Annotated in this window: 27 protein-coding genes and 1 pseudogene; 11 read left to right on the top strand and 17 right to left on the bottom strand. The window is 71.5% G+C overall.

Translation table 11 applies throughout. The features are described from left to right. Positions 1–181: 181 nt before the first annotated feature. Positions 182–1405 (top strand): MFS transporter, encoded by a 1224-nt coding sequence (locus AB0L37_RS19855; protein ID WP_365506709.1) that lies wholly within the window; start codon positions 182–184, stop codon positions 1403–1405. 19 nt (positions 1406–1424) lie between these two features. On the opposite strand, the gene AB0L37_RS19850 is transcribed toward AB0L37_RS19855, so the two are convergent. Next, the gene (locus tag AB0L37_RS19850; protein ID WP_365506707.1) at positions 1425–2456 is read right to left on the bottom strand and encodes an oxidoreductase; all 1032 of its coding nucleotides are present in this window, start codon (positions 2454–2456) and stop codon (positions 1425–1427) included. A 55-nt stretch (positions 2457–2511) separates the two neighbouring features. On the opposite strand from AB0L37_RS19850, the gene AB0L37_RS19845 reads away from it, so the two are divergent. The 3 genes from AB0L37_RS19845 to AB0L37_RS19835 all read left to right on the top strand — a co-directional run bounded on the left by AB0L37_RS19845 (position 2512) and on the right by AB0L37_RS19835 (position 4224). After that, complete coding sequence (locus AB0L37_RS19845; RefSeq protein WP_365506705.1) at positions 2512–2964, top strand: MerR family transcriptional regulator; 453 nt, start codon at positions 2512–2514, stop codon at positions 2962–2964. A gap of 109 nt (positions 2965–3073) precedes the next feature. Then, positions 3074–3247, top strand: a complete 174-nt coding sequence (locus AB0L37_RS19840) for a hypothetical protein (RefSeq protein ID WP_365506702.1) — start codon at positions 3074–3076, stop codon at positions 3245–3247. Between the two features lie 101 nt (positions 3248–3348). Continuing rightward, complete coding sequence (locus AB0L37_RS19835) at positions 3349–4224, top strand: hypothetical protein (protein ID WP_365506699.1); 876 nt, start codon at positions 3349–3351, stop codon at positions 4222–4224. 22 nt (positions 4225–4246) lie between these two features. On the opposite strand, the gene AB0L37_RS19830 is transcribed toward AB0L37_RS19835, so the two are convergent. Then, a complete protein-coding gene (locus tag AB0L37_RS19830; RefSeq protein ID WP_365506696.1) occupies positions 4247–4681 on the bottom strand; it encodes a VOC family protein in 435 nt (144 codons plus the stop codon). 98 nt (positions 4682–4779) lie between these two features. On the opposite strand from AB0L37_RS19830, the gene AB0L37_RS19825 reads away from it, so the two are divergent. Next, positions 4780–5286, top strand: coding sequence for a DinB family protein (locus AB0L37_RS19825; protein ID WP_365506693.1), 507 nt, complete (start codon positions 4780–4782; stop codon positions 5284–5286). A gap of 46 nt (positions 5287–5332) precedes the next feature. Here the strand turns inward: AB0L37_RS19825 and AB0L37_RS19820 are convergent, their stop codons facing one another. Both AB0L37_RS19820 and AB0L37_RS19815 read right to left on the bottom strand, forming a co-directional pair. Beyond that, a complete protein-coding gene (locus AB0L37_RS19820) occupies positions 5333–6964 on the bottom strand; it encodes an MFS transporter (RefSeq protein WP_365506690.1) in 1632 nt (543 codons plus the stop codon). Next, a complete protein-coding gene (locus AB0L37_RS19815) occupies positions 6964–7953 on the bottom strand; it encodes an NAD(P)/FAD-dependent oxidoreductase (RefSeq protein ID WP_365506687.1) in 990 nt (329 codons plus the stop codon). Before AB0L37_RS19815 ends, AB0L37_RS19820 begins: the two co-directional genes overlap by 1 nt. A 136-nt stretch (positions 7954–8089) precedes the next feature. Here AB0L37_RS19815 and AB0L37_RS19810 point away from each other — a divergent pair, with 136 nt between their 5' ends. Next, positions 8090–8713, top strand: a complete 624-nt coding sequence (locus AB0L37_RS19810) for a TetR/AcrR family transcriptional regulator (protein ID WP_365506684.1) — start codon at positions 8090–8092, stop codon at positions 8711–8713. Between the two features lie 16 nt (positions 8714–8729). Here the strand turns inward: AB0L37_RS19810 and AB0L37_RS19805 are convergent, their stop codons facing one another. Further along, positions 8730–9098, bottom strand: coding sequence for a MerR family transcriptional regulator (locus AB0L37_RS19805; protein WP_365506681.1), 369 nt, complete (start codon positions 9096–9098; stop codon positions 8730–8732). Positions 9099–9188: 90 nt separating this feature from the next. Here AB0L37_RS19805 and AB0L37_RS19800 point away from each other — a divergent pair, with 90 nt between their 5' ends. Together AB0L37_RS19800 and AB0L37_RS19795 are read left to right on the top strand one after the other, a co-directional pair. Beyond that, positions 9189–9656, top strand: a complete 468-nt coding sequence (locus AB0L37_RS19800) for a hypothetical protein (protein ID WP_365506678.1) — start codon at positions 9189–9191, stop codon at positions 9654–9656. A 66-nt stretch (positions 9657–9722) separates the two neighbouring features. Continuing rightward, entirely contained in the window at positions 9723–10613 is an 891-nt protein-coding gene (locus AB0L37_RS19795; protein ID WP_365506675.1) for a hypothetical protein, read from the top strand. Positions 10614–10654: 41 nt separating this feature from the next. On the opposite strand, the gene AB0L37_RS19790 is transcribed toward AB0L37_RS19795, so the two are convergent. Next, complete coding sequence (locus tag AB0L37_RS19790; protein WP_365506672.1) at positions 10655–11377, bottom strand: DUF2625 domain-containing protein; 723 nt, start codon at positions 11375–11377, stop codon at positions 10655–10657. 78 nt (positions 11378–11455) lie between these two features. Here AB0L37_RS19790 and AB0L37_RS19785 point away from each other — a divergent pair, with 78 nt between their 5' ends. Beyond that, positions 11456–11998, top strand: a complete 543-nt coding sequence (locus tag AB0L37_RS19785; RefSeq protein ID WP_365506669.1) for a CbrC family protein — start codon at positions 11456–11458, stop codon at positions 11996–11998. Positions 11999–12006: 8 nt separating this feature from the next. Here the strand turns inward: AB0L37_RS19785 and AB0L37_RS19780 are convergent, their stop codons facing one another. Then, positions 12007–12411 carry an ATP-binding protein gene (locus AB0L37_RS19780; RefSeq protein ID WP_365506666.1) on the bottom strand — a complete coding sequence of 135 codons (405 nt, stop codon included), beginning with the start codon at positions 12409–12411 and terminating at the stop codon, positions 12007–12009. A 221-nt stretch (positions 12412–12632) separates the two neighbouring features. Here AB0L37_RS19780 and AB0L37_RS19775 point away from each other — a divergent pair, with 221 nt between their 5' ends. Together AB0L37_RS19775 and AB0L37_RS19770 are read left to right on the top strand one after the other, a co-directional pair. Further along, positions 12633–13484 carry a helix-turn-helix transcriptional regulator gene (locus AB0L37_RS19775; protein ID WP_365506663.1) on the top strand — a complete coding sequence of 284 codons (852 nt, stop codon included), beginning with the start codon at positions 12633–12635 and terminating at the stop codon, positions 13482–13484. An 8-nt stretch (positions 13485–13492) separates the two neighbouring features. Beyond that, on the top strand, positions 13493–13702 hold the full coding sequence (locus AB0L37_RS19770) for a DUF397 domain-containing protein (RefSeq protein ID WP_365506660.1): 210 nt from the start codon (positions 13493–13495) through the stop codon (positions 13700–13702). On the opposite strand, the pseudogene AB0L37_RS19765 reads toward AB0L37_RS19770, so the two are convergent. The 10 genes and pseudogenes from AB0L37_RS19765 to AB0L37_RS19720 all read right to left on the bottom strand — a co-directional run bounded on the left by AB0L37_RS19765 (position 13665) and on the right by AB0L37_RS19720 (position 25658). After that, a pseudogene (locus tag AB0L37_RS19765) lies at positions 13665–14257 on the bottom strand (hypothetical protein). The gene AB0L37_RS19770 and the pseudogene AB0L37_RS19765 overlap by 38 nt on opposite strands. Beyond that, positions 14226–15065, bottom strand: coding sequence for an FkbM family methyltransferase (locus AB0L37_RS19760; RefSeq protein WP_365506657.1), 840 nt, complete (start codon positions 15063–15065; stop codon positions 14226–14228). Before AB0L37_RS19760 ends, AB0L37_RS19765 begins: the two are co-directional and overlap by 32 nt. After that, positions 15062–15301 carry a Trm112 family protein gene (locus tag AB0L37_RS19755; RefSeq protein ID WP_365506654.1) on the bottom strand — a complete coding sequence of 80 codons (240 nt, stop codon included), beginning with the start codon at positions 15299–15301 and terminating at the stop codon, positions 15062–15064. Before AB0L37_RS19755 ends, AB0L37_RS19760 begins: the two co-directional genes overlap by 4 nt. Further along, positions 15298–16227 (bottom strand): hypothetical protein, encoded by a 930-nt coding sequence (locus AB0L37_RS19750; protein ID WP_365506651.1) that lies wholly within the window; start codon positions 16225–16227, stop codon positions 15298–15300. The genes AB0L37_RS19755 and AB0L37_RS19750 overlap by 4 nt, the downstream gene beginning before the upstream one ends. A 6-nt stretch (positions 16228–16233) precedes the next feature. Further along, on the bottom strand, positions 16234–16965 hold the full coding sequence (locus tag AB0L37_RS19745; protein ID WP_365506648.1) for a methyltransferase domain-containing protein: 732 nt from the start codon (positions 16963–16965) through the stop codon (positions 16234–16236). After that, complete coding sequence (locus AB0L37_RS19740) at positions 16962–18260, bottom strand: condensation protein (protein ID WP_365506645.1); 1299 nt, start codon at positions 18258–18260, stop codon at positions 16962–16964. Before AB0L37_RS19740 ends, AB0L37_RS19745 begins: the two co-directional genes overlap by 4 nt. Beyond that, on the bottom strand, positions 18257–22543 hold the full coding sequence (locus tag AB0L37_RS19735; RefSeq protein ID WP_365506642.1) for an alpha-(1->3)-arabinofuranosyltransferase: 4287 nt from the start codon (positions 22541–22543) through the stop codon (positions 18257–18259). The genes AB0L37_RS19740 and AB0L37_RS19735 overlap by 4 nt, the downstream gene beginning before the upstream one ends. Next, positions 22540–23277, bottom strand: a complete 738-nt coding sequence (locus AB0L37_RS19730) for a class I SAM-dependent methyltransferase (protein ID WP_365506639.1) — start codon at positions 23275–23277, stop codon at positions 22540–22542. Before AB0L37_RS19730 ends, AB0L37_RS19735 begins: the two co-directional genes overlap by 4 nt. Continuing rightward, positions 23274–24428, bottom strand: a complete 1155-nt coding sequence (locus tag AB0L37_RS19725; RefSeq protein ID WP_365506636.1) for a glycosyltransferase family 4 protein — start codon at positions 24426–24428, stop codon at positions 23274–23276. The genes AB0L37_RS19730 and AB0L37_RS19725 overlap by 4 nt, the downstream gene beginning before the upstream one ends. A gap of 207 nt (positions 24429–24635) precedes the next feature. Beyond that, on the bottom strand, positions 24636–25658 hold the full coding sequence (locus AB0L37_RS19720) for a DUF3068 domain-containing protein (protein WP_365506633.1): 1023 nt from the start codon (positions 25656–25658) through the stop codon (positions 24636–24638). Positions 25659–25689: the final 31 nt, after the last annotated feature.

Genomic DNA, 25689 nt, shown 5'->3' with positions numbered 1-25689 from the left:
CGTGGTGGGCAACCCCACCCCCAACTTCCGTACGACATCTGCCCGGTGAAGAAGTCGGCGCAGGGCGCGCGTCCCCGCCCACGCCACCACTGGACGGCTTCAGGCGCAGCCACGGGTCGGCACATCCGGACGCCGACGACCCCGTGTGGCGCGTCCCGCCGGGCGGCGAAAGGGACGCGCCGTGTCCTCGGCAACCGTCAACTACCGCTCACTGCTGCGCACGTCGGGCGCCGCCGCCTTCTTCGTTCCCGCCGCCGTCGGGCGCGTGGGCATCGCCATGACCGGGATCGCGCTCGTGTGGCTGGTGCACGCGCGCACCGGGTCGTACGCGGACGCCGGCCTCGCCACCGGCGGGTTCGCCGTCGCGGACGCGCTCGTCGGGCCCCAACTCGGCCGTCTGGTCGACCGGTTCGGGGAGCGGCGGGTGGTACCGGGGGCGCTCGCCGTGCACGCCGTCGCGGTGGCACTGCTGCTCACCGGGGCTGCGCCCGACCCGGTCGCCGGTGCGCTCATCGGCGCCACGCTGCCGCAGCTCAGCGCCCTGTCCGCGGCCCGCTGGTCCGCCCTGCTCTCCGGCGACCGCGCCACCGCCCTGACCACGGCCTTCGCTCTGGAGGCCCTCGCCAACGGCGTCTCCTTCATGGTGGGCCCGGCCCTCGCCGGCGTGCTCGCCGCGGGCGGGCACCCGGAGGCGGGCGTGCTGCTCGCCGCGCTCCTCGTGATCGGCGGCGGCGTCGCCCTCACCGCCCAGCGCCGCACCGCGCCGCCCCTCACCGGGCACGCCGAACGCCGGCACGCCGGACGCGCCCTGCTCCGCCCCGCGTTCCTGCGCCAGGCCGCGCTGGGCCTGGCGCTCGGCGTGTTCTTCGGTGCGATGCAGGTCTCGGTCGCCGCGTACGCGACCGGTCGCGGCACGCCGGGCATCGCCTCCCTCCTCTACGCGGCCTCCAACTGCACGAACCTGGTGGGTGGTTGGGCCTACGGGACCTGGGGACGCGGGGTCCCGCCGCAGCGCGGTCAGGCGGCGGCAGCGGCGGGCCTGACGGTCCTGGCCCTGCCCCTCACCTTCCTCGACGCACCCCTGGCTGTCGGCGCCACCCTCGCCCTGACCGGCCTCGCCGTCCCGGTCCTCCTGATCCTCGCCACCGTACGCACGCAGGCAGCGGTCCCGCGCGCCGTCCTCACCCAGGCGTTCACCTGGGGCAACTCGGCGAGCGCTGCGGGCTCGGCGGGGGCCGCGGCGGTCGCGGGCCGGGTGGTGGACACGGGCGGCGCGCACGGGGGGTTCGCGGTGGCCGTGGGGGCGGCGGCGGTGATGGCGGTGCTCGCGGCCGGGGGCGCCGCCAAAGCGGCCGAGCCGATGGGGGCGGCCGAACAGCAGGGCCAGGACCTGGGCCGCCCCTGACCGGTCGTACTTCCAGCCGTCAAGAAGAGGAAGAGGAAGGGAAGGAAGGGGCGGGGGCGGGATCGGCCCGGCCGATCGGCCCCGACCCGGTCGCCGCGACGGACAGGTCCCACAGCCGTTCCGCCGCGGCCGGGTCGACGGCATGGGCGCGGACCCAGCCGTCGCCCACCGGGCCGGTCTCCTCCGTGACCCGGGCCACCTCGCAGTCCTCCAGGTAGAGCCCGCCGCGGTCGGTGAGGAGCGGGGAGGTCGCCGCCCACAGGCCCGTCGCGGCGCCCTGGGACGGGGTCTTGAAGCCTTCGCCGATCACCGTTCCCTGCTCGTCCACCCAGCCCAGGTCGACCTGTTCGCGGCGCGTCAGTTCGCGCTGGAGGCCGGTGATGATGCTGCCCGGGTGAAGTGCGAAGGCCCGTACGCCGTCGTCGCGGCCGAGTGCGTCCAGGTGGACGGCGAACAGGACATTGGCGGTCTTGGCCTGACCGTAGGCCTGCCAGCGGTCGTAGCCGGTGCGGAAGTGCGGGTCGTGCCAGCGGATGCCGGAGATGCCGTGGCCGGCGGAGCTGTAGACGACGACGCGGGCGCCCCGCGCTGCGCGCAGCAGCGGGTACACCTCGCTCACCAGGGCGAAGTGCCCGAAGTGGTTGGCGGTCAGCTGGTACTCCCAGCCGGGCCCCACGCGCCGCTCCGGGGTGACCATCACCCCCGCGACCGCCATGAGGACGTCGATCCGGTCGGCCGTCTCCCGGATCCGGGCGGCGGCCTCGCGGACGCTGCCGAGGTCGGTGAGGTCCATGGGGACGATCTCGCAGGGGGCGCCCGGAAGTCCGGCGAGCGCCTTCCTGGCGGCCTCGGGGCGCCGCGCGGGCACGATGACCCGGGCTCCGGCGGCGGCCAGGGCCCGCGCGGTCTCCAGGCCGAGGCCGGAGTAGCCGCCGGTGACGACGGCGGTCCTGCCGGAGAGGTCGACGCCGGCCATGACCTCGTCGGCGGTGGAGACGGCGGAGAAGGGGGAGTTGATCGGTTGCTGCGCGGCAGCGTTCTGAATGCCCATGCCGGGGACGCTACGAGCTAGAGGAAGGTCTAGATCAAGCCCTAGAGTGACCCGCATGGCGACGACTGAGCCCTCTGCCGAACCCCTCGCGAATGCCGGTACGGAATGGCTCGGCATCGGCGAGGTCGCCGACCGCACCGGCCTGAGCGTCCACGCCCTCCGCTTCTACGAGCGCGAGGGCCTGCTGGTCGGACCGGTCCACCGCAGCGCGGGCGGGCGCCGGCGCTACAGCCCCACCGACGTCGACTGGCTCGGGATCTGTGTCCGCCTTCGGGAGTCGGGGATGCCGCTGGCCGAACTGAAGCGATTCGCCGAACTGGTCCGCCAGGGCCCGGGCAACGAACCGGAGCGACTGCGCCTCCTCGACGCCCATCAGCGCCGCGTCGAGGACCAGATCCGCGCACTGGAGGAGTGCCGCGCCGTCATCGCCACCAAGGTCGGCGTCTACGCCGAACACGTCGCGCGCGGCACGGCCGCGGGGCTGTGGGACCCGACAGCGGCGTCCTGAGCCCCCGGGCTTACCGGTGCACCGCCGGGGAACTCGGCCCCGTATGGGAGCTGTTGACCGCCGGCCGGCGAGCCGGGACCGGACGCACATCCCCACCACGGAGCGCAGGGTGAGAGCGACCGCATGGCTCGCCTTCGCCGTGGCCGTGACGCTGAATCTGGTCGAGGCCACCGCCGATCCCTCGGGGGTGCTGTGGGGCGCGGCGCGGGTCGCGGCGTCGGTGGTGTTCACGGTCGCGATGATCGCCAACGTGGCGATGCGGCTGTCCCGGGAGCGTCCATAGGCGCGTGGCCGTCGGCCGGGGCATCGCGTTAGCCTCGGGGGACGGCCGCCTCCTCCGCCGGCGCGGCCGACCGCACCAGCACCGCCGAGGAGTAACGACGTATGCCGCGCATCGCCCTGGTCACCTACCGGCCCGGCCCCGAGCAGTCCGTCGACCGTGATCTCCCGCTTCTCGCAGCGGAGTTGGAGCGTGCCGGAGCCGAGGCGTCCGTCGTGTGCTGGGACGACCCGGACGTCGCGTGGAGCTCCTTCGACCTCGCCGTACTGCGCTCCACGTGGGACTACAGCTGGCGGCGCGCCGAGTTCCTGGAGTGGGCCGCGCGGTGCGCCACCGTCACCCGGCTCGCCAACCCGGTCGACGTGATCCGCTGGAACACCGACAAGCGCTACCTCGGTGAACTGGCCCGGCGCGGCGTCCCCACGGTCCCGACCTCGTACGTCGCCCCGGGCGACCTCCCCGAACTGCCCACGGACCGCGACTACGTCATCAAGCCGACCTCGGGCGCGGGCGCGCGCTACGCGGCCCGCTACTCACCGGCCGAACGGGACGTCGCCCTGCGCCAGCTGGCCCGTATGCACGCCGAAGGCCTGACCGCGATGGTGCAGCCGTACGTGGACGGCATCGACGTCAACGGCGAGCGCGCCGTCCTCTTCTACGGCGGCCGCTTCCTGCACTCCATCCGCAAGGGTGCGGTCCTCGCCCCGGGTGTCGCCTTCGACGCACGCAAAGTCCCCCACCCGTCCCTGGAGCCGTGGAACCCGACGCAGGCCGAACTCGCCGTGGCGGAAGCGGCGTTGGCGGTCGTCCCCGGCGGCCCGGACCAGCTCCTCTACGCCCGCGTCGACCTCGTCGACGGCGCGGACGGGAACCCGTGCGTCATGGAACTGGAACTCGTCGAACCGAACCTGTTCCTGGCTGCCGTGCACCCGGGGTCGGTGCCGGTCGTCGCGGAGGCGATGGTGAAGGCCGCGGGCTGACCCGCGGCCTTCACCCTCGCGCTCAGTCGACGCAGAACTCGTTGCCCTCGATGTCCTGCATCGTGATGCACGACTCGTTCTCGTCGTCGGCGACCTGCGTGTAGAGGTGCACGGCGCCGAGCTTGACCAGCCGGTCGCACTCGGCCTGCAGCACGGCCAGCCGCTCCTCGCCCACGAGACCGGTGCCGACCCGCACATCGAGGTGCACCCGGTTCTTGGCGACCTTGCCCTCGGGAACCCGCTGGAAGAAGAACCGCGGCCCCTCCCCGGTGGGGTCACTGGCGGCGAACCAGGCGTTGCGTTTCTCGGCGGGCAGCGACGCGTTGTACGCGTCCCAGCTCTCGAACCCCTCGGGCGGCTCCGGCGCGACGTACCCCATGACCTCGCACCAGAACCGGGCGACACGTTCCGGGTCGGCACAGTCGAAGGTGACTTGGATCTTCCTGATCGTGGACATCGGCGCACCGTAGCAGGGCCTCGGCCGACGCCACACCCCTCTTCGCGCGCCGATAAATGCGCTCGACACGGGCCCGCCCATCGGGGACGCTGCCCCCGATGACTCGTATCGATGACACGCCGCCCGCCTGGGACGAACGCACCCAGATCACCAGGTTCCTCGACTACGCGCGGGACACCGTCCGCGTCAAGTGCGAGGGCGTCTCCGAGGAGCACGCACGCAAGTCGCTGCTCCCGGGCTCCCCGCTGATGACCATGAGCGGGCTGATCAACCATCTCCGCTGGGTCGAGTACCACTGGTTCCAGGTGATCTTCCTCGGCGAGGAGGACCACGGCCCCTGGACCGACGAGGACCCCGACCGCGAGATGCGCATCGCCGTCGACTTCCCGCTCGCGCAGCTGCTCGACGAATACGCCGAACAGAGCGCCCGCTACCGCGAGCTGGCCGCCGCCCACGACCTCTCCGAGAAGTCGGTCGGAACCGTCCGGGGCGGCGTCCACGTCGACCTCCGCTGGATCCTCCTCCACCTCACCGAGGAGACGGCCCGCCACAACGGTCACTTGGACATCCTGCGCGAGCTGCTGGACGGGGTGACCGGGGACTAGGTCCTGCCTCCTCGGTGAAGCGGAGGGAACTCGGCGCTTCAAGGGTTCAGCGGTTGGATCCGGTGTGCTCCGGCACAGGTCCTGCCTCGCTCGTCGCCGTCCCGGACTCCGGCTCGGCGTTCTTCCTGACGAACCCGCGCCGGCCCGGCAGGACCGCGAGGACGATCGCCGTTCCCGCGGCCATGATGATCCCGCCGATGAGGCTGGTCTGGGCGACGCCGTGGGCGAATGCCTGGTGGACGGCGTCGACAGCGGCCCGGGCCTGCTGGGGCCCGGCAGAAGGATCCTGCGCGACCCGCTGCGCGACGGCCAGGCCGGCGCCGACCGAGTCCTTGGCGGTCTCCATCGCCTGTGCCGGGAGCCGGCTGCCCACCAGGTCGGTCAGCTCGTCCCGGTAGGCCGTGCCGAGCAGCGAACCGAGGACGGCGATGCCCAGCGCCCCGCCCAGTTCGAGAGCGGTGTCGTTGACACCGCCGCCGACGCCCAGCTCGGACTCGGGGAAGGAACCCATGATCGTGTCAGTCGCCGGGGAGATGGCCAGTCCGAGCGCGAGGCCCAGCATCATCAGCGGCGCCAGGAAGTCCCCGTACGTCGACCCCTTGTCGATCTGGGTGAGCAGGAACATGCCCGCCGTGCCGATGGCCAGGCCGGTCACGGCCATCACCCGCACCCCCAGCTTCGGGGCGAGTACCCCGGTCACCGCGGACCCGAGGAACACCGCGCCGCCCAGCGGCAGCAGTCGTACGCCGGTCTCCAGGGGGCCGCAACCGAGGACGAACTGCAGGAACTGCGTCGAGTAATAGATCACGGCGAACATGCCGAAGAAGAAGAACATCACCGCGAGCATCGAGCCGGTGAAGGGCCGCAGCGCGAACTTCCGGACGTCAAGCATCGGGTGCGGGTGCCGCAGCTCCCAGGCGACGAAGGCGACCAGACCGGCACCGGCGACCACGGCGGCGGCGACGGGGCCGACGCCCCAGCCGGAGTGCGGGCCCTCGATGGCGGCGTAGATCAGGGAGCCGACGGTGACGATCGACAGCAGACCACCGACGTAGTCGATCCGGCCCATGCCCTCCGCCTTGGACGGCGGCACCAGGGCGAGCGCGCCGAACACGGCGAGGACGGCGATCGGCACGTTGATCAGGAAGGTCGAGCCCCATGCGTGGTCCTCGAGCAGCCAGCCGGAGACCAGCGGGCCGAGGGCCACCGCAAGGCCGGAGGTCGCGGCCCAGGCGGTGATGGCCTTGGCCCGCTCGCTGCGCGGGAAGGTCGCGACCACCAGGGACAGCGTGGCCGGCATCACGACCGCGGCACCGATACCCATGATCGCGCGGGCCACGACGACCAGCGAGGTCTCGTCGACCATGCTCCCCATCACCGAACCGCCGGCGAAGATCAGCAGGCCGAGGACCAGCGCGCCGCGCCGGCTGTACTTGTCGCCGATCGCGCCGAGCACCAGCATCAGCGCCGCGTACGGGACGGTGTAGCTGTCGACGACCCACTGCAGATCGCTGCTGCTCAGGCCCAGGTCGGTGGTCATGTCGGGGGCGGCGACGATCAACGACGTGTTCGCCATCACCGTGATCAGCAGGCTCAGGCACAGCACGAGCAGCGCCCACCAGCGCCGCGCGTACGGCGCGGTCATCTTCTCCACGGGGGTGTTCGCGAGGAAGGGCATCAGTAGCTCCCCTGGAGGGCTGCGTCGGTGTCCGCGACGGCCAGCACCTTGTTGATGTCGATGCCGGCCAGCGCGCCGGCCGCTGCGGAGGCCCCGACCTGGGCAACCGGATCGGTGACGTTGCCCGCCACCCAGACACCCGGCACCTCGGTGGTGCCGTCGACACCGGAGGCGAAAGTACGGCCCGTCGGCAGGTCCTGCACCGGCAGGCCCAGACCTTCCAGGCCCTGGGTGCGGGCCTGCATCTGCGGGGCGACCGCGAGGACGCGGCGAGCCACGACCTGTCCGTCGGCCAGGCGCACGCCGGCGAGGGCGCCGTCCTCGTCGCTGACGACCTCGGTGACCGGGGTGTCGACGACGCGGATGCCGCGGGCGGCGAAGCGGGCGCGGCTGTCCTCGTCCAGGTCGGTGCCGTGGGTGAAGTAGGTCAGGTCCCCGGTCAGCTGACGGAACAACAACGCGTGGCCGATGGAGGCAGGGCCGGTGGCGAGGATGCCGACGGGCTCATCGCGCACTTCCCAGCCGTGGCAGTACGGGCAGTGCAACACACTGTGTCCCCAGTGCGCGGCGAGCCCGGGCACCTGTGGCAGCACATCCGTGAGGCCGGTGGCCACCAGGATTCGGCGGGCGGTGATGCTCCGGCCGTCGGCCAGGGCGACGGTGAACCGCAGGTCCCCGTCCGCCGACGGGGCGGTGGACTCTGCCGAGACCACCTCACCGAACACGACGCGTCCGCCGTACTGGCGCACTTGTTCCCGGCCCCGTCGAAGGATCTCGGACGGTGGGGTGCCGTCCAGGGCGATGAGGCCGTGCACGGCCTCGGCGGGTGCGTTGCGCGGGGAGCCGCTGTCGATCACGACGACCGAGCGGCGGGAGCGGGCGAGGATCAGCGCACCGTTCAGCCCCGCGGCGCCCCCGCCGATCACCACGGCGTCGACAGCCTTCTCGGTCAGTGCGTCACTCGCGTACGGAGGAGCCGTCGCAGCCATGGCTTCCGGCCTCTTCTTGTCAGTCATTGGTTCGGTCAACCCTTGAGGTCAGGATGGTTCTTTACTGAACGGTACGAAACCCTGGCAGTTCTGTACTAGGTTGTCAAGAATGGTGGATCGGCTTTACCGTCTACGTATGGCGAGACCACGAAGCTTCGACCGCGACCACGTCATCCATGCCGCCGAGCGGCAGTTCCGTGCCTCGGGCTACAACGGCACGAGCGTCGACGACATCAGTGCCGCCACCGGCCTGGGCCGCGGCAGCCTCTACGCCGCGTTCGACGGCAAGCACGGCGTGCTGTTGCAGGCGATGGGCGGGTACTTCGCCCGGCTGGGGCAGTTCGCGCCGCAGGCTCTCGCCGGACCGGACGAGGGCGCCCTGGAGCGGCTGCACGACTACTTGCTCCGCGCCGTCCACGGGGTGCCGCTCGCCGACGACGTACCCCCGGCCCCCGACCGGGCGGCGGCGGCCTGCTTCGCCGCCAAGATGGCCCTGGAGATCGGCGCCTCCGACCCTGAGGTGGAGCGCCTGGCCGGCGAGTGCTTCACCGTGGTCGTGACGGCGGTCACCGACTGTGTGCGGGCGGCGCAGCGCAACGGCGACATCGACCCCGACGCGGATCCCGAGGACCTCGCGCACCTTCTGCTGACCGTCGTCCGAGGGATCGATGTCGTAGGCGCGCTCGGCCGCAGTCCCGCCCAACTGACCTCGATCGCGGAGAGCGCGTTCGCCCTGCTGCCTCGACCGCGGCACCGCTGAGGAAGGGCGACCGCGCTCAGCCCTGGGCGGACTCGGCGGCGCGCAGCGGGCAGCCGGTGCCGACGCGGTCGGTCAACTCGGCCCGCAAAGCGGCCAGTTCGGCCATGCGGGTGTCGACGACCTGGATCTTCGCCGCGAACAGTTCGGACAACGCGGCTGCGCTGTCCGGTGCGTTCTGGAGTTCCTCGCGGTGGCGCTGGATCTCCGCGAGTGAGAACCCGAGGGTCTGCGCGGTGCGCACGTAGCGCAGCCAGGGCACTGCCTCCGGCGGGAAGTCCCGGTATCCGTTGGCCAGCCGCTGCCCCTCGAGGAGGCCGACCTTCTCGTAGAACCGGATCGTGTCCTTGGTCGTGCCGGCCTGAGCGGCCAACTCCCCGATGCGCATTCGGCCCCCCGAAGTCCCGGACTTGACCTTGGACCCTACTCCACTGTTTAGCGTGAGGCGTTCCCTTCTGAGACCAACAGGAGCCTCACGATGGCCAGTTCACTGTCTCCCGACCGTCCCTTCTACCTCCGGGTCGTCCGCGCGAATGCCTGGTACGACCTCGTCGTCACGGCAGGATTCGCCACGCCGTGGACCTTGTCCCTGGTGCACAACGCCCTGTCGTCGGCGGGCGATTCGCTGGGCCTGGGCGCCACCCCCGAACTCGACCTGATGCAGACGCTGTACGCGAATCTGATGGGCACGGTCGTCGTCATCTGGGCCACCTTGCGCCTGGTCAAGCCGCTGCCGATACATGGTCTGTACGACGGCATCGGCCGCGTCCTGTTCGCAACGTGGATGTCTTACGCCCTGGCGCACGGCGCCCCGCAATGGCTGTGCCTGTTCCTCGCCGTCGAAGCGACGCTCGCCGTCACCGAACTGGCACCGTGGCTGGCCCACCGCAAGGCCGGACGGGTGGAGAGCTTTATCGGGGGCGGCCCTCGATTTCAACGGCTATGACGGATGGTCGACGCCGCAGACTTTGGCGAGTAGCCTCCTCCCGGTATTCGCGACAAGGGGGAACAAGTGAAGAAACTACGGGGTTTTGCGTCCGCGCTGGCACTCTTGACCGGAATCGCCATTGCCTCCACAACGTCCGCCTCCGCCGCAACGGACAGGAGCGGCGCGGAACGGCTGAACATCCCGAACAGCAGCGCATGCAAGGCAGGCCGCACCGTCATGCAAGGCATGGTCGCGGGGCCGGGCGGCCAGCTCTACATCATCTTCACCAAGGGGGGCGGGGCCGAGCCGGTCCTGTCCAGGTGGTTGCGCGACGGCTCGACCTGGGACGGTGCCAGCTGGACCTGCGCCGGAACGCCGACCTCCATCCCCGCACTCGGCCACGGAAACGACCTCGCCTACCACCCGAACTATCTCGGCCAGGGCCCTGCCCTGATCGCCACCCAGGGAAGTCAATCGGAATACCCGAGCGCCGATGTGACCGTCGTTCACCTGAACTCCGCGGGAGCCGTCGGTGCGAGCGAGGTGGTCCATCTGCCCGTCGGCAATATCAGCGGTTTCTGTTACAGCGCGACCGCGGCCGACGGAGCCGGCAAATATGCCGCCCGCCGCGCGGGCTACCTGTGGACCCATTCCGGTTCCGGTTCGCTGACGAGCGGATGGACGCGGGTGACCAGCAATCTCACCAGCCACGACAATCGTTCCGACCAGGGAATCGACTGCTCCGAGAATTACATCTGGAACACCAAGTCCATCAACACGTCGACGCCCGAAACCGGTTGGAACTGGGTGTACCAGTACAACTGGTCCGGAGGTGATGTGGAGAGCGACATCGGGATTCCGGGCAACAACCTGGTCGACGAGATCGAAGACGTCACGCACATCGGGAGCGACTTCTTCATCGGCGTCAACCGGAATGACGGGAACGACGACTCCGTGAAGGTCTTCGTCGAGTAGGGACACACAGCGCCACGAACCGCCGGATTCCGTCCGGCGGTTCACCCGAGGAGACCCGGGTCGGTTCCGTCCAGCTGTCGGCAGGTGTCACGGGCGATACCGAGCAACTCCGTCATGGGTACGGTGCGGCGGCTGGTCGCGGAGATGTTCTGGTGGGCCTCGGCGGACCACAACGGCGGGAACAGTGACACGCCTTGGTCGCCGCTCAACGCCCGGGCATCGTCCTGCCAGCCGGGCCACCGCAGATCCGCGTAGAACTCATCGAGCGCCCCGGACACCAGCCAGGTCAGCCACGCGGAGTGCCTGATTCCCAGGGACTCCCAGCGGAGTGTGTCCGGGGCGAAGTAGATGATGTCGCCGGGTGCTCCGGGGCAGCCGGCCTCGGCGGGGTTTCCGCCGTTGAGAGCGAAGACGCCGTTCAGGACGTCGTGGGCCACCACCAGACCGGCTGCGGGGTGCCAGGCGGAGTCGTACGGCTCGGGGAAGCGATTGACGCGGGCGAGGCTCGGAAGTGAGCCCTCCGATTCGCCCTCGGGGCTGCCGAAGACTCGTACCCACCCGTGGTCGATCAGGAGGCCGCCGGAGTGCAGCACCACAGCGCCGAGATAGGACCCGGCCGTCACCTGGAGTTGAAGCAGCGATGCCCTGGCCAGGTCGCTGTCGGGCGGGAGTACCTCGATCGGCACCCGTCCGCCGTTGACGGTCTCCCTGAGCTCCGGCCACGCCGGATCCTCGACGTCGATCAACTCAGTCAACTCGCGCATGCCCGCATCGTCGCACCCGCGCGCTGATCAGCTGCGGCGGGTTGATCTCCTCGTTGCACTGCGGAGAGGCTGCGCCCCATGAGATCGACAGGCCGGGGTATGCCCGCCTTCCGGTACCACCCCGACCCGCTCGCCAGCGGCTCCTTCCGGGCGAGCTCCGAGGTCTGCGTCTGCTGTGATCGCCGTACCGGGTGGATCTACACCGCCACCTTCTTCACGGCCCAGGACACGAGCGGGCGGTTCTGCCCTTGGTGCATCGCCGACGGCAGCGCCGCCGAACGGTACGAAGACGAGTTCACGGACTCCTACGGCCTGGACGGCGTCAGCGACGAGGTCGTTCATGAGGTCACTCGGCGTACCCCCGGTTTCCGCTCCTGGCAGGACCCGCACTGGCTGGTCCACTGTCATGACGCGGCCGCCTTCATCGGCGAGGTCGGCTACGCCGAACTGGCTCGGCACCCCGAAGCCCTTGAGCAACTGCGGTTCGACCTGCGGATGGGCGGCTGGCACGACGCCGCGAGCCTTGAGGCCTTCTTGACGCATCTCGGTGACGCCGCGACAGCCATGCTCTTTCGCTGCGCCGTCTGCGGCACCCATCTCGCCTACGCCGACTCCTCCTGACCCCGCTCCTACGCTGCCCCCAGCTCGCACCACACGAACTTGCCCCGGTTCGCTCCGCTCCCCAGTGGATGCCAGCCCCATTCGTCCGCACAGGCTTGGACCAGGAGCAGGCCTCGGCCCTCCTCCGCTGCTGCTTCGGGGTTCCAGGCCGGTGGCTCCGGGGGTTCGGGGCTGGTGTCCCAGGCGCCGAGGCGCAGGACCCCGACCGCCCACCTCACCCTCAGCCCCGCGGGGCCTTTCGTATGGCGTACCGCGTTGCCGACCAGTTCCGCCGCGAGCAGCTCCGCTGTGTCGGCCAGGCGGATCAGGTTGTGGACGGTGAGGATCAGGCGCAGGGTGCGGCGACCGACCGTCACCGCCCGCGGGTCGTTGGGGATGTAGAGGGAGTACTCCCAGGGCTCTGATTCGGGCATGCGTCAACTCCGTTCGGGTGAGCGGGAGTTGCGGTCTTCCGGCGGTGGCCTGTCGCTTCCGTCCTGGCAGGGCGGAGCGGTGCGCTTCCGGGTCCCCGGGTGCCGCAGTGTGTGCGTCGCGTCACTGACGGTAGACGTTAGATTTAAGGTCTCGCAAGCGGGTCGCGTAATCTTCCCCTGAACGGGCCGCCCTGTTGGGCGAGTTGGAGCTAGGAGCGTCGATGGGTACCAAGCGCGAACCGACAGCGCGGCAGTTGCGGTTGGCGGTGGAGCTGCGCAGGCTCCGCGAGGCGGCGGGGCTCAGTGCGCGCGAGGCGGCTGCGCTGCTCGGGGTCAACTCCGTGCAGATCAGTCAGATCGAGGCCGGGACCTCGGGCGTCAGTGAGCAGCGCCTGCGGCGGATGGCCGCCCATTACGCCTGCGAGGACGGTGAGTTCGTCGACGCGCTGGCCGGCATGGCGTCCGAGCGTGCCCGTGGGTGGTGGGAGGAGTATCGAGGGCTGCTGCCCACCTCGTTCCTGGACCTGTCCGAGCTGGAGCATCACGCCGCGTACAGGTGGGACGTGGACTTCCTGCACATCCCCGGCCTCCTCCAGACCGAGGGGTATGCGCGTGCTCTCTTTTCGTGTCGTGTGCCTCAACTTCCGGACGGGGAAAGGGAGATGCGCGTACGGCATCGGATGCAGCGGCGCGCCGTCATCGAGGGGGAGCGCCCCATCCCGTACGACGTGCTGGTCCATGAAGCTGCGCTGCGGATCAGGGTCGGCGGGCGTGCAGTGTCCCGGGCTCAGCTCATGCAGGTGCTGGAGCTCTCCGAGGGGGACCACGTCAGTGTGCGGGTGATCCCGTTCGATCTGGACGAGTTCGCCGACGTCACGGCAGACATGGTGTACGCCGGTGGTCCTGTTCCGAAGCTGGACACCGTCGTGCGCGACGGGCCTCACGGTGCCGTCTTCGTGGACTCCGAGGCTCAACTCGGCGTCTTCCGAACACTCTTCCGTAGGGTGGAGGCGGTGTCACTCGACCCCGACCGGTCCCGTGACGTCATCCACCGGCTGGCCAAGGAATTGTGAGGCATCCCGTGACTGATCCCGGCGTCTGGCGCAAGTCCTCGTACTCGGGAAGCGGCGACGGCAACGCCTGCGTGGAAGTAGCCACCGCCCCTACCCACATATCCATCCGCGACTCCAAAGACCCCGCCCGCACCCCCCTAGCCGTCGGTCCCGCCGCGTTCACCGCCTTCCTCGCGGCCCTCACGCCAGGGACCACCGCTGAAGCAACCCCCAGGTGAACTCCGCCCGCACCTCCCGTGCGACCCCCTCCGCGTCCGGCGCCGTGAAGGTCAGGCCCCAGCGGGTGGGGGCCGAGCCCTCCAGGGGGCGGGCCGGGGGGAAGGCGCGGGCCGCTTCGTCGACCGTGCAGGACCAGGGGGTCAGGTCCGTGAGGGTGTGGAGGGGCGGGGCGGGGGCGCCGGGGGTGCGGATCAGCCATTCGTTCCAGACCGCGCCCGTCGGGGCGAGGAGGACCTCGAAGCGGAGGTCCGGCCAGAGGGGGACCGGCCAGAGGAGCGCCTCGCATTCGAGGTCGCCGATCTTGCGGAGCAGGCGTTGCTCAGGAGCGCCGAGGATCGCGCGGTAGCGGGAGACCGCCGAGCGGCCGCCCGGGCGTGCAGCATCGCCTGCCAGCGGCGATTGGCCTCGCGCATGTCGGCGACCGAGACGCCGAGGTCGGCGCGGGCCGTCTCCACCAGGCGTGGATTGTGGTCGGCCATGCGGCGCAGCAGGACCAGCTGGAAGTGGAGCGGGGTGAAGGGTTCAGCGGGGCCGGTGGGCGGGCGACGGGGCATGCCGTCCATGGTCGCGCACCCGGCCCGGTACCCGCCCGTCGGGAAGGAAGAGGACCGAGTTCACGTAGCGCGGGCGGCGTGCGGTGGGGGTGAGGGCTCTGCGGAGCAGGCCCTGCGAGGCGATGTGTGACGTGGCGCTCTGGTGGGCCGCCAGGTCGAAGCGGGGGAGGGGGAGCCAGGTGTGCGCCGGCAGGACCCAGCCCTCGTAGCCCCGGGCCCGGAGATGGTCGACGACCGGCGCGATCGGCTGGATGCGGGTCTCCAGTTCGATGAAGAGGGCCGGGCGGTCGCGGGCGAGGAGTGCGTGTGCGCCGCGCAGGACCTGGAGCTCCGCTCCGTCGACGTCGATTTTGATCAAGTCGACGTCAGTCAGGGCCAGTTCGTCCAGGGTCACCGTCGTGACCTCGTGGCCTGTCGCCGCGTGCAGGCCGTCGCGGCGGACCAGGGACGACACGCCGCGTTCGCCCCGTTCGTCGTGCGGTGGCTGCCACAGCGGTGCCGTACCGGGGCGGTCGCTGGCCGCCGCGCGGACGACCTTGACGTTCGGGGGCGCGGACGCGGTGAGCGTGCGGGCGAGGTGCGGGACCGGTTCGAGGGTGACGACGCGGTGGGCGCGGGCCGCGAGGCGGTGCGTCCAGGGGCCGTACCAGCCGCCGACGTCCACCGCCGTACGGAACGTTCCGTCCGCCGGGGACATGTCCGCCAGCCGGGCCAGTTCGGGTTCGAAGCGGGGGTAGAGGGCGCGGGCCGTCGCGGCGGTGAGGCGGGCGGGGAGGTAGGGGGCCATGCGGGCGGCGAGGGTCGTCATGGGGTCGCCCGGCCCGCCTGCTCCACCTGTTTGAGGAGCTGTTCGTGGGCGTCCTCGGGGAGCTGCTCGCCGGAGGAGGGCAGCAGCTGCGGGATGCCGTCGACGATCGGGTAACGGCGGTGCAGGCGCGGGTTGTAGAGCGCCTGGCCGTGGGTGCCGTCGTCCGGTACGAGGAGCAGCGGGCCCTTGTCGAGCGGGCAGGCCAGGATCTTCAGCAGCGGGTCGTCGGGGGTCATGGCGCGGCAACTCCGGTGGGGTGAGGGTCGGTTGAGGGTTCGGGGGCCGGCTGTGCGTCGTGCTTCGGCATGAGGACGAGGACCGCCACCGCCAGCGCCGTGCCCGCTACGCGCAGGGTCAGGCGCAATGGCTCGTGCGGGAGCGATTCGCCGAACGCCAGCGTGCCGAGTACGGCCGTGAAGAGGCTCGTCACCGTGGTGCAGACGGGGACGATCAGTGAGGCCCGGCAGCGTTGCAGCGCCGCCTGCGACATGACGAGGCCGCACGCGCCCGTGCAGAGGAGGAGGTAGGGGTAGGGGGACGTGAAGAGTGCCGGGACGTCGGGGAGCACGCCGGACACGCCCTTGATCGCCAGGGAGCTGACCCCGTAGAGCAGGCCGACCGCGACGCCGTACTCGACGCCCGCCGTCGGCATCCGGTGCCGGTGGCGGGCCCTGCGCTCCGCGGCCCCGTACAGGTAGAGGCCGGCCGCGAGCGACGGGATGCAGACCGTGAGGATGAGCGGCGCCGGGGCCCGGCCGCCGATCGCGTCCTGGCCCTGGCCGGTGTCGCGCAGCGAGAGGACGACCATGAGGAGCGCCGCGAGGATCGCCCCGATCGCGTACCGCTCGCGGCCGCTGGTGCGCTCGCCCAGGAGGCGGGAGGAGAGGAGGAGCAACAGGACGAGACCTGATACGAAAATGCCCTGCGCCGCCGCTATGGGCAGCGTGCGGTAGACGGCTAACTGGGCGCCGAAACCGGAGGCCAGGGCGATCGAACCCGCCAGCCACAGCGGGCTGGTGATCACCTGCCGCAGGAGGTGCGCAGGGCGGCGCACGCTCACTTCCGGCAGCCGGGTGAGGGCACGTTTCTCCAGGACGAATCCGACGCTGTAGAGGGTGTTCGCGAGGAGCGCCGCGCCGACTCCCCATGCCACGGCGGGCATCCCGGGTCACGTCCTTCGGGCGTGCAGGAGGAGGATCGAGGAGAGCGCGGGGGCGGCGCAGGCCAGTCGGTCGAGCGGGCGCAGGGGGCGCGGCACTCCGTGGAAGGGTGCGCCTGTCACTCGTACGACCTCGAAACCCGACGCGGCGACGAACTCCCGCAGCGCACGCGCCGTGTAGAGGCGCAGGTGGCCGACCACCTCCGTCCCCGGGCGGCCGTGGATCGCGCGCAGGCTCACCTCCGAGAAGACGGGCTGCACGCCGGCGAGCAGCAGGGCGCGGTTGTACCAGGCGGCCAGGTTCGGTGTGGAGAGCATCAGGTGGCCGCCGGGGCGCAGCACGCGGCGGATCTCGTCGAGCGCCGCGTCGGGGTCGACCAGGTGCTCGATGACCTCGGAGAGGAGGACCGCGTCGGCTGCACCGTCCCTGAACGGCAGTCCGTGGTCCGTGAGTTCACCCCGTACGACGTGCGGGACGCGGGACGCCGCGCGGCGCAGGGCGTCCTGCGACCAGTCGACGCCGATGAGGTGGTGGCCGGGCAGCAGCCGGGTGGCGACCGCCGCCGCCGAGCCGTCGCCGCAGCCGACGTCGAGGACCGTCGCTGCTCGGGTGCCGGTCAGCGCGGACGCGAGGATGCGGGTCTGGCGCAGGGTGCGGGGGGTGCCGGAGGCCACCGGGACGGCGGGGTTCTCGTAGAAGTCCCGCAGGTCGGGGCCGGGGGTGGAGAGGGCGCTCGTCATCGTGGCTCCTCCTGTGTCGCGTGGAGGTGGTGCTCGAACAGGTCGCGCAGGTGCGCCCCGTCGCCGTGGCCGAGGAGCGTGCGCGACCAGCGCAGGGCCAGGTGCAGGCGGCCCGCCGTGGACGCGGTGGTGAACGTCAGGCCGCGCGGCATCCGGGCCGGCGCCGAGAACCACACGGCGCTCGCCCGCCCGCCGTCCCCGAAGTCCAGCGGGTACGGGATGCGGCCGATGTTGCTGAGCAGGGTCGTGGACGTCCACGGCGCGGCCGCCGTGCGCAGCGCCCGGGTGGCCGCAGCCCGCCAGGAGACCGGCGCGTACGGCGACGTCAACAGGGCGGCCCCGTGGCCGAGCTGAGGACGCGGGAGCGACTTGAGGGCCGTGGTGCGGGTGGACGTGAGGTGGAGGAGTTCGGGTGTGGGCAGGTGCAGGTCCGCCGGGGTGAAGGGGACCTCGACCAGACGCGTGCCGTTGCCGATGGGCATCGTCGCGTCCCGGGGGCGGTCGTCCACCGGCATCGTGATGCGCAGCGGCCTGCGGCGGCTCGGGGCCGTGCCGTGCTCCTCGTTCCAGTCGGCGAGCGTGCGGGCGGTGGCCACCATGAGCTGGTCGTTCACCGTGTACGGGGCGCCCTTGGGGCGGCGCGGCACGGGCAGCTCGCAGACCAGGAGGCCGTTGCCGGGGCTGGGTTCGGGCCTGCCGTGCGCCACGCGGGCCGGGCGGGACCAGGTCGAGGGGAGATCGGGGGCCGGGGCCGTCGCGGAGGGCGGGGCCGGGGTCGGCGGGGGTGCGTTGTCGCGGCCGCCGTAGAGTTCCGCGGCCGTGGCCAGGATGCGGAGGCAGGCGGGGCCGTCGAGGGCCGTGTGGTTGATGGTGAGGAAGAGGACCGTTGCGCCTGTGGGTGAGTCGGGGTCCGGGACCGCCTCCAGGCGGATCGGCGGGGACGCCGTGAGCGGCGGGGCCTCGGCGAGCGCGCGGGTGCGGGCCTCTTTGAGGGCGTCGGGGGTGGGGGCGGGGAACGTCACGGGTGGAACGTCCGGGGCGTCGGTCAGCTCCCACTCGTAGCGGCGGGCGTACCAGGGGCGGGGGGCCTCGCGCATGAGGATGCGGGGGTGGCGGTGCAGGGCTTCGGTGAACGCGGTGTTCAGGCGGGCCTCGTCGAGGTGGCCGGTGAGGTGTACCTCGATGTGGACCGTTTCGGGTTCCTCGTGCTGGAGGCAGTGGCGGGAGATCTCGTCGACGGTGGGGAAGGGGACCCTCTGGGGGGTGCGGGTGTGAGGGGCGTCCAGGGTCGTCATCGGGCGGTCCCCTCTTCGGAGTTCTTGCCCGGGGGCGCGGTGCGGGTCTCGGGGCTCTGCCCCGGACCCCGCTCCTCAATCGCCGGAGGGGCTTGATTTGTGCCTGGTGCGGCTTGATTTGTGCCTGGTGCGGGTTGAGTTGTGCCTGGTGCGGGTTGAGTTGTGCCTGAAGGGTCCGGATTTGACCGGGGTTGATTTGCGCCAAGAAGGGCTTGGTCGGGTGTCACCAACGCTGCGAACAGTGCGATCAGCGCCAGGAGTTGAGCCGCCGTGCTGAACGCTCCCTGGCCCTCCCGGACCGGGTGCCCCGCGCCCACCGCCGCGATGATGCCCGCCGCCGCCATCGCCAGGAACGCCAGCGGTACGAGCAGTGCGTGGCGTTTCCAGGCGAGGAGGGCCAGGGCCGGGACGAGGGCCGCCCAGGGGCCCGCGATCACGATGCCGATGAGGGTGAGGGCGATCGTGCCGAGGATCCAGCCGGGGGCCGGAGGTTCGGCCGGGGCTTCCAGGTGGTCCGGGGGTTCGCGGCGCCACAGGGCGAGCGCGCCGAGCGCGAGGAGGGCCACGCCTGCCGCGATCAGCCCGATGTCGTACGTCGACGCGGGCTCGTACGACAGCTTGATCGTGCCGCTCGCGCCGCCGGGGACCAGCCATGCCTGCTGCCAGCCGTCGAGGCGCAGGGAGGTGAGCTCCTTGCCGTTCAGGGTGGCCTTCCAGCCGTCGTTGGCGTTCTCGTAGGTGGTCAGGTAGGTCGCCTCGCCCGCGCCGACGTGGACCTCGCGGTGGTCGCCGAGCCAGTCCTGGATGCTGAGGTCGCGGTTGGTGGGCGTGATCTCCTCGTCCGTGTCGGCGGCGGCGCGGGTGAGGGTGAGGTCCGTGAGGGCGAGCGCGCCGCCGCCGGACGAGGTGAGGGAGTGTTCGCCCGCCGGGAGCGTGAGCGTGTCGCACAGGGTGATGTCGACCGGGCGGCGCTCGGTGAGGTCCTGGAGCGTGCCCCGGGCGGAGGTGCGGTGGCGGGTGCCGTCGATCGTGACGGTCGGGCCCTTGCCGCAGGGGAGTGTGAACTCCCGCTCGGGGGTGGGCTGTTGGACCCGGTACTGGTCGAGGCTCGGGATGTACGCCTCCGTCAGGCCGACGGGGAGCTGGAGGTCCTCGTCGGCGATCGGGTTGTAGACCTTCAGCGGCGCCTTCTTCGTGATGGTGATGTCGAGGCGGTCGGTGGTGATCGGGTCGAAGTGGGCGACCCCGTTCTCGTCGACACCGGCCACTGCCGCGCCGTCGGGGCTGCTGATCTCGATCTTCTCGGGCCGGGTGGACAGGCCGCCCGCCGCCGGGAGCACGAGGGTGGAGACCGGCTGCTTGTCCGGCCAGCGGAGGTGGATCGTCGGGTCGTCGCCCGCGATCCAGGCCGTGGTCAGGTCGCCGTCGGTCAGGTTGCGGGCCGAGGTGTTGGTGCCGATCCGCGCGGTGGAGCCGGCCGTCGCCGTGATCTCGCGGCGCTGGTCGGGGGCCACGGAGTAGAGGAGCTTGTCGAGGGCGTCGGTCGGGGTCGGGGTGGCCGTCGCCTTGAAGCTGTAGCGGCCGGAGGACCCGGTGGTGAAGACGCGGTCGAGGTCGGGCTCGGTGTCGGTGAGGGTGAGCGCCCCGTCGCCCCCGGCGCGGTGGAAGGTGTACTGGTCGGCCCGCGCGGAGTCGGCGGGCAGCGCCAGAGCGCGGGTCACCTTGACGCCCGGGATGTCGATGCCGGAGAAGCCGGCGCCGGTCACGCCGGGGCGCACCCGCTGGGTTTCGAGGATGGTCACCTTCAGCCACTTCGCCGTACCGCCGGGGGAGTTGACGCGCTGCCGCTTGCCGTTCGGCTGGAGGGTGGCGGTGGCCGACCCCTTGTCCGTCTCGATACGGACCCGGGTGGGCGCCGCCCGTACGCCGTCCTGCGGGAGCGGGGTGAGCGCGAGCGTTGCCGGGATGTCGGTCGCCTCGTCGAAGTCGACGCGCACCCACTCGCCCTTCGCCGAGCCCGGACTGCCCTCCGCCCACGCGGTGTCGGGATCGCCGTCGAAGGCGTTCACCGGGTCGAACTGCGGGAGGTACAGGAGCCAGTTGCCGCTCGACGACGCCGTGACGGAGCGCGCGCCCTCGATACGGGCCGTCGTCTGATGGCCGGAGCCCTTGGTGGGAAGCAGCTGTTTCGGTTCCTCGCCCGGGTTCTGTGCGGCCTCCGGGTTGTTGCGTTCCTTCGGCGTGTACGGGTACGAGGTGTTGGTGTTGACGAGGCCGAAGCGGGTGTCGGCACGCCGCAGCCCGTCAACCGCCGTGCGCAGGGCGGGAGTTCCGATGCCCGGGTGGTTGTCGCCGGTCAGCACTGTGGGGCGGTCGCGGAAGGACGGGTCGGCCGAGAGCGGGAGGAGCGACTCGGGGCCGCCGCTGACCTCCGCCATGTTCCGCACGGGGAGCAGTCCGGCCTGCCCGGGGCGGTGGGTGTCGGCGCGGGGCGCGTAGATCTCGACGGAGCGGGTGCGCGGGTACAGGCCCTCGACCTGCGCCGGGGTGTTCTCGGCGATCCGGCCGCCGGTCACCATCGGGCCGAAGCCGGTGACGCGGTGGAAGCCGGACTCGCTGAGGGTGCGCTTGACCGTGGCGGTCGGCACGTAGCCGAACTGGTCCGGGTCGAGGTCGTTGCGGACCACGACGTAGTAGAGGCCGGCCCGGCTCAAGTAGTCCTGGAGCCCCGGGACTTGGGCGCCGGACATCAGGGCCTGCTCGATCGCGTCGAGGGCGCGCCGGTTGCCCGCCGTGCCGAACGGCACGAAGTCGCGCTGCGCCCAGCGCGAGTCCGCGAGGACGTCGAGCGGCTGGTCGATGGGGGAGCCCCAGGTGTAGATGCCGTGGGCGGTCGCGGGCACCACCAGGGCGCGCGAGTCGGGGGAGTACTTGTGCAGCCAGTCGGCCGTCGTCTCCCAGTACGTGGGGAGCTTCTGGAACGAACCCGGTTGCAGGATCGCACCGTTGAGATACGGCCAGGCGAGGCCGGGCACGATCAGGATCGCGGCGATCAGCGGCGCGTGCCGCCGGGCGCGCAGCGGGCGCGTGCCCCGGGACTCCGTGGCGATGCCGACGAGATGGGCGAGGCCGAGGACGAGGGCGAGGGCGATGCCCGTCTGGAACTTGTAGATGTTGCGGAACGGGGCGAGGCCCCCGTCCAGCCACGTCTGCACCGCGCCGTGGAAGGGGGCGCCGAGCGAGCCCCCGTATCCGGCGAGGGTGATGAGCGCCGCCGTCATCACGGTGAGCAGCAGCCAGCGGCGCTCCGGCAGGTCGCGGCGGGCCAGGCCCGCGAGGCCGAGCCCGGCGGCGAGCGCCGAGCAGACGATCGTGACCGCCGCCGTCGCCACGGTCCAGCCCGCGGGCAGCCAGGCCTCGCCGAGATGCAGATAGGCGACCCAGTTGCCGGCGCCGCGCAGGGTCTCGGTCGCCGCCATCGTCTCGGTCGTGGTCTGCGAACTCTCCACGTACGGGAGGAAGTTCTCGCCGTGGATGCCGAGCAGGAGCAGCGGGATCACCCACCACGCCGTCGCCAGGATCACTGCCGGGATCCACCAGGCGATCTGCTGCCGCTTACGGGGAGACGGCGGCCGGGACAGGAGGTAGAGGCCGACCGGGACGAGCGAGGCGAGGGTCGCCGACGCGTTCACCCCGCCCATGAACGGGATGAGCAGCGCCGAGCGGACAGCCGAAATGCGGCCACTGGTACGGGGGTTGGCGAGCGGGAGCAGCACCCAGGGCAGGAACGCGCCCGGCAGCGCCGCCGCCGACGTCGAGCCGACGACGATCGTGAACGTCGGCCACAGCGCGTACGCCACCGCGCCGAGCAGGCGGCTGCGCGGTGTGCCGACACCGAGGCGTTCCATCAGCCGCAGCGCACCCCAGAACGCCACCGTCACGACGATCGACAGCCACAGCCGTTCCGCCAGCCACACCGGGAGCTGGAGCAGATCGGCCAGGCCGTAGAAGGGGAGCATCGGGAACGCGTAGCCGATGTACTGGTCCGCGATCCCGCCGAACCCGGCTCTGTCGTGCCACAACTGGCCCAGATCCGCGATGAACTGCCACGGGTCGAGGGCGACGCCGAGCTTCGTCTCGAACGTCATCCGGCCCGGATGCACCGCGCAGAACGCGACGAACAGCACGGCCCAGAAGGAGAACAGCCAGCGGCGCGCGTGCGGGCCCGGCTCGGGCTCGGGGTTCGTCGCCGCGGCGGGTGGAGCCTGGACCATGGTCGTCATGGGGGACACCGCCTGAGGATGAGGAGAAGGTTCCAGGTGGCGAACTCGCGCACCCCGGGGACCCGCGCGACCGCCTCCGTGAGGAACGGCCAGTAGCGGGAGCGCGCCGAGACGACCGCCACGTCGTCGCGGGCGCGGACATGGCGCAGCGTGGGCCCGATGTGGTGGGCGAAGAGGTTCTCGCCCAGCGTGTGCTTGGGGTCCTTGCCCGTACGGCGCCGGTAGCGGGCCTGCGCGCGGTCGGCGCCCAGGTAGTGCCAGGGCGCCCACTCGTGACCGCCCCAGGGGGAGAACCAGTTGGTGAACGAGACGTAGATCAGGCCGCCCGGACGCGTCACCCGCACCAGCTCGCTCAGGAACGTGTCGCGGTCGGCGACGTGCTCCAGGACGTTCGAGGAGAACGTCACGTCCGCCGACGCGTCGGCCAGCGGCAGCAGATAGCCGTCCGCCACGACCGTCGCGGCCGGCGGATGCGACCCCAACTCCCTTGTGTCCGGCTCGAAGAGGATGCCCGTCGCGCCGCGCGCCCGGAACTCGCGCGTGAAGTGCCCGCTGCCGCCGCCGACGTCGACGACGACCTTCCCGGCCACCTTCCCGTACGCCTCGACCTGATCGGCGGCGTCCCTGGCGAGCAGCGCGTAACACGCCTCGGGATCGCGCTGCTCGCGCAGGAACGCCCGGAAGAGGGTGAGGGAGCGGCGCGGCGAGGGATCCCTCAGGCCGGTGGCCGTCACGGTGCCCAGCCCCTCACCGCCTCCGCCGCGACATTTCTGAACTGCCGTACGGAGTGCGCCCATCGGTAGGCCGACGCGCGCTCCTCCGCCGCCTTGCCCATCAGCTCGCGGCGGTGCGTGGACAGGGCGAGGGTGCACCAGGCCGCCGCGAACGACGAGTCGCCGTGCGCGAGCAGGCCGGTCACGCCGTCCTCGATGGAGTCGCGCACCCCGGGCACGTCGAAGCCGACCGCGGGCGTGCCGCGCGCCGCCGCCTCCGTGATCACCAGACCCCACCCCTCGACGGCCGAAGGGTGCAGCAGCAGCCACGCCTCGCAGAGCAGCCGGTGCTTGTCGGCCTCGGAGACATGACCGGTGAACTCGACGCCCTCGCCCGCGAGTTGACGGAGACGAGAGGCTTCAGGGCCGTCTCCTACGATCACCAGGCGGCCGCCCGTCACCGGGCGCACCCGCTCCCACAGGCGCAGGAGCAGATCGATCCGCTTGTACTCGACGAGCCGGCCCATCGCCAGGAACATCGGCTCGGGGGAACGGTCGGCGCGCGGGCCAGGCTCCTCGACCCCGTTGGGGACGAGACGGATGCGGGCCGGGTCCACACCGATGCCGTGCAGGGCGTTCGCCGTCGACGGCGAGACGGCGACGAGCAGATTGCGGCGCTGGGCGACCCCGGACAGGGCCCAGTGCTCAAGTCTTCGGCCGATGTGGGCCGCCGGCGCAAGCGGCCCGCGCAGCCGCATCCGCCACAGGTCCGTGTGGACGTGGTTGACCAGGCAGAGCGTCGGGCCGCGGTGCCACAGCGGCGCCAGGTACGGCATGCCGTTGCAGACCTCGACCAGCAGATCGCAGTCGCCGACCTGGCGGGCGAACGCCGAGCGTGCGCGCAGATAGTGGGCCGCCTGGCCGCCCGCCGAGACCACGCGGTAGTCGCGGTACGCGGCCGGTCCGCCGCACAGCAGCGTCACCTGGTGACCCTGGCGCGTCAGCCCGTCGGCCAGCCGGTCGACGAGCAGTTCGGAGCCGCCCGCGGCCGGATTACCGAGGTCGCGGTGGGCGAGGAACACGATCCGGCGCGGTGGTGGGGGACCGGCCGGAAGCCGCTGCGCGCCCGGTGGGGACGCGGTGCGCAGCGACGAAGGCACGTGCTGGGGCATCGGTGCTCCAACTCGTCTCAGGGTGCGGAACTGTGTGGGGGTGGGGTGGAGCTTCGTTCGTTCTGCGGGGTGGGGCTACCGGGGGGTACTGTGCCTGGCTTGTGCGGGGTCTGTGCACGGGGTGGGGTGGCACAGTTTTCGCCGCGCTGTTCGATGCGGCTACTCACCGGCGTGACAAGTTTCGGGCTTTGCTGAGCTGACGTACCGTCACATCGTGGACGTTTCCAGGGTCGTCGGGGACGTATCGGGATCCGGACGCTCCGGCCCTTCACGCTGCTCACTGCCACCCCTGCCCCGTACGACGAAGACGATCCCGGCCGCCACGAGCAGCACGCCCAGCGCGCCCGCGCCGATGGGGAGCGTCGTGCCGAGCAGGGTGAGACGGTCGTTGTCGTCCCGGGCGGTGGCGACCTGCTCGCGCTGCGTCTTCGGGGTGAACGCGATCTTCCGGCTGTCCAGCAGGACGGCCGCGTCCTTGGTCTTCCCGGGTGCGCGCAGCGTCTTGCGCGGGCCGATCGCCGCGTACAGGACGCGTCCGGTGCGGCGGTCGACGACCAGCTCGATGCCGTGGTTGGCGTACCACTCCTCGGCGAGCACCTGGCCTTTCTTCGGCTGCCCGACGATCGTGCCCGGCACCAGACGCGAGCCAGTCCTGGCGGGCGCGACGGTGCCGGTGAACCGGTAGCCCTCGTAGCCCTGGATCTTCGTCGTACCGCTGAAGCGGAGCGGGACGGTGGCGCCCAGCGTGTTGTCCCACCAGGTGTATGTGCGCTTCTCGACGCCGAAGGGGAACTTCAGGTACGCCTCTCCCTCGAAGGTCGGCTCCTCGCCGCAGCAGTGCACCGGCGCGTTGGTCCTCCGGTCGGTGACCCAGCGCTCCTGGGTCCACTGGAGCGCGTCGTGCGGGTCGGCCGCGGGCAGCGACTTCGCCGTGTCGACGGACGTCACGACGTCCCACACGGCCCGGCCGCTCCTGTCGCTCGCGGCGACGTCGCCGCGCACCTGCCGGGTGATCGTCAGGCGTTCTCCTTCGACCGTCTCGATCTTGTCGGTGTCGAAATAACTCCCGGTTCCGGTGAACACGGTCGTGGTGTCGATGTCGATCGGGGTGCGCTCGGCGCGCGGTTCCACGTACCAGGCGAGCAGGCCCGCGAGGACGAGCAGGAACGTGCCGAGACCCAGACTGACCAGGGAAAGAGGTGAGGCGGTACGGGACGTGTTGCGACTCATCCGGCACTCCTGGGGGATGGGGCACCACGGT

Origin of the sequence: Streptomyces sp. NPDC052225 (assembly GCF_040679615.1) — a bacterium.
In the GTDB taxonomy this organism is placed as follows: domain Bacteria; phylum Actinomycetota; class Actinomycetes; order Streptomycetales; family Streptomycetaceae; genus Streptomyces.
This window is presented reverse-complemented; position numbering and strand designations above follow the sequence as displayed.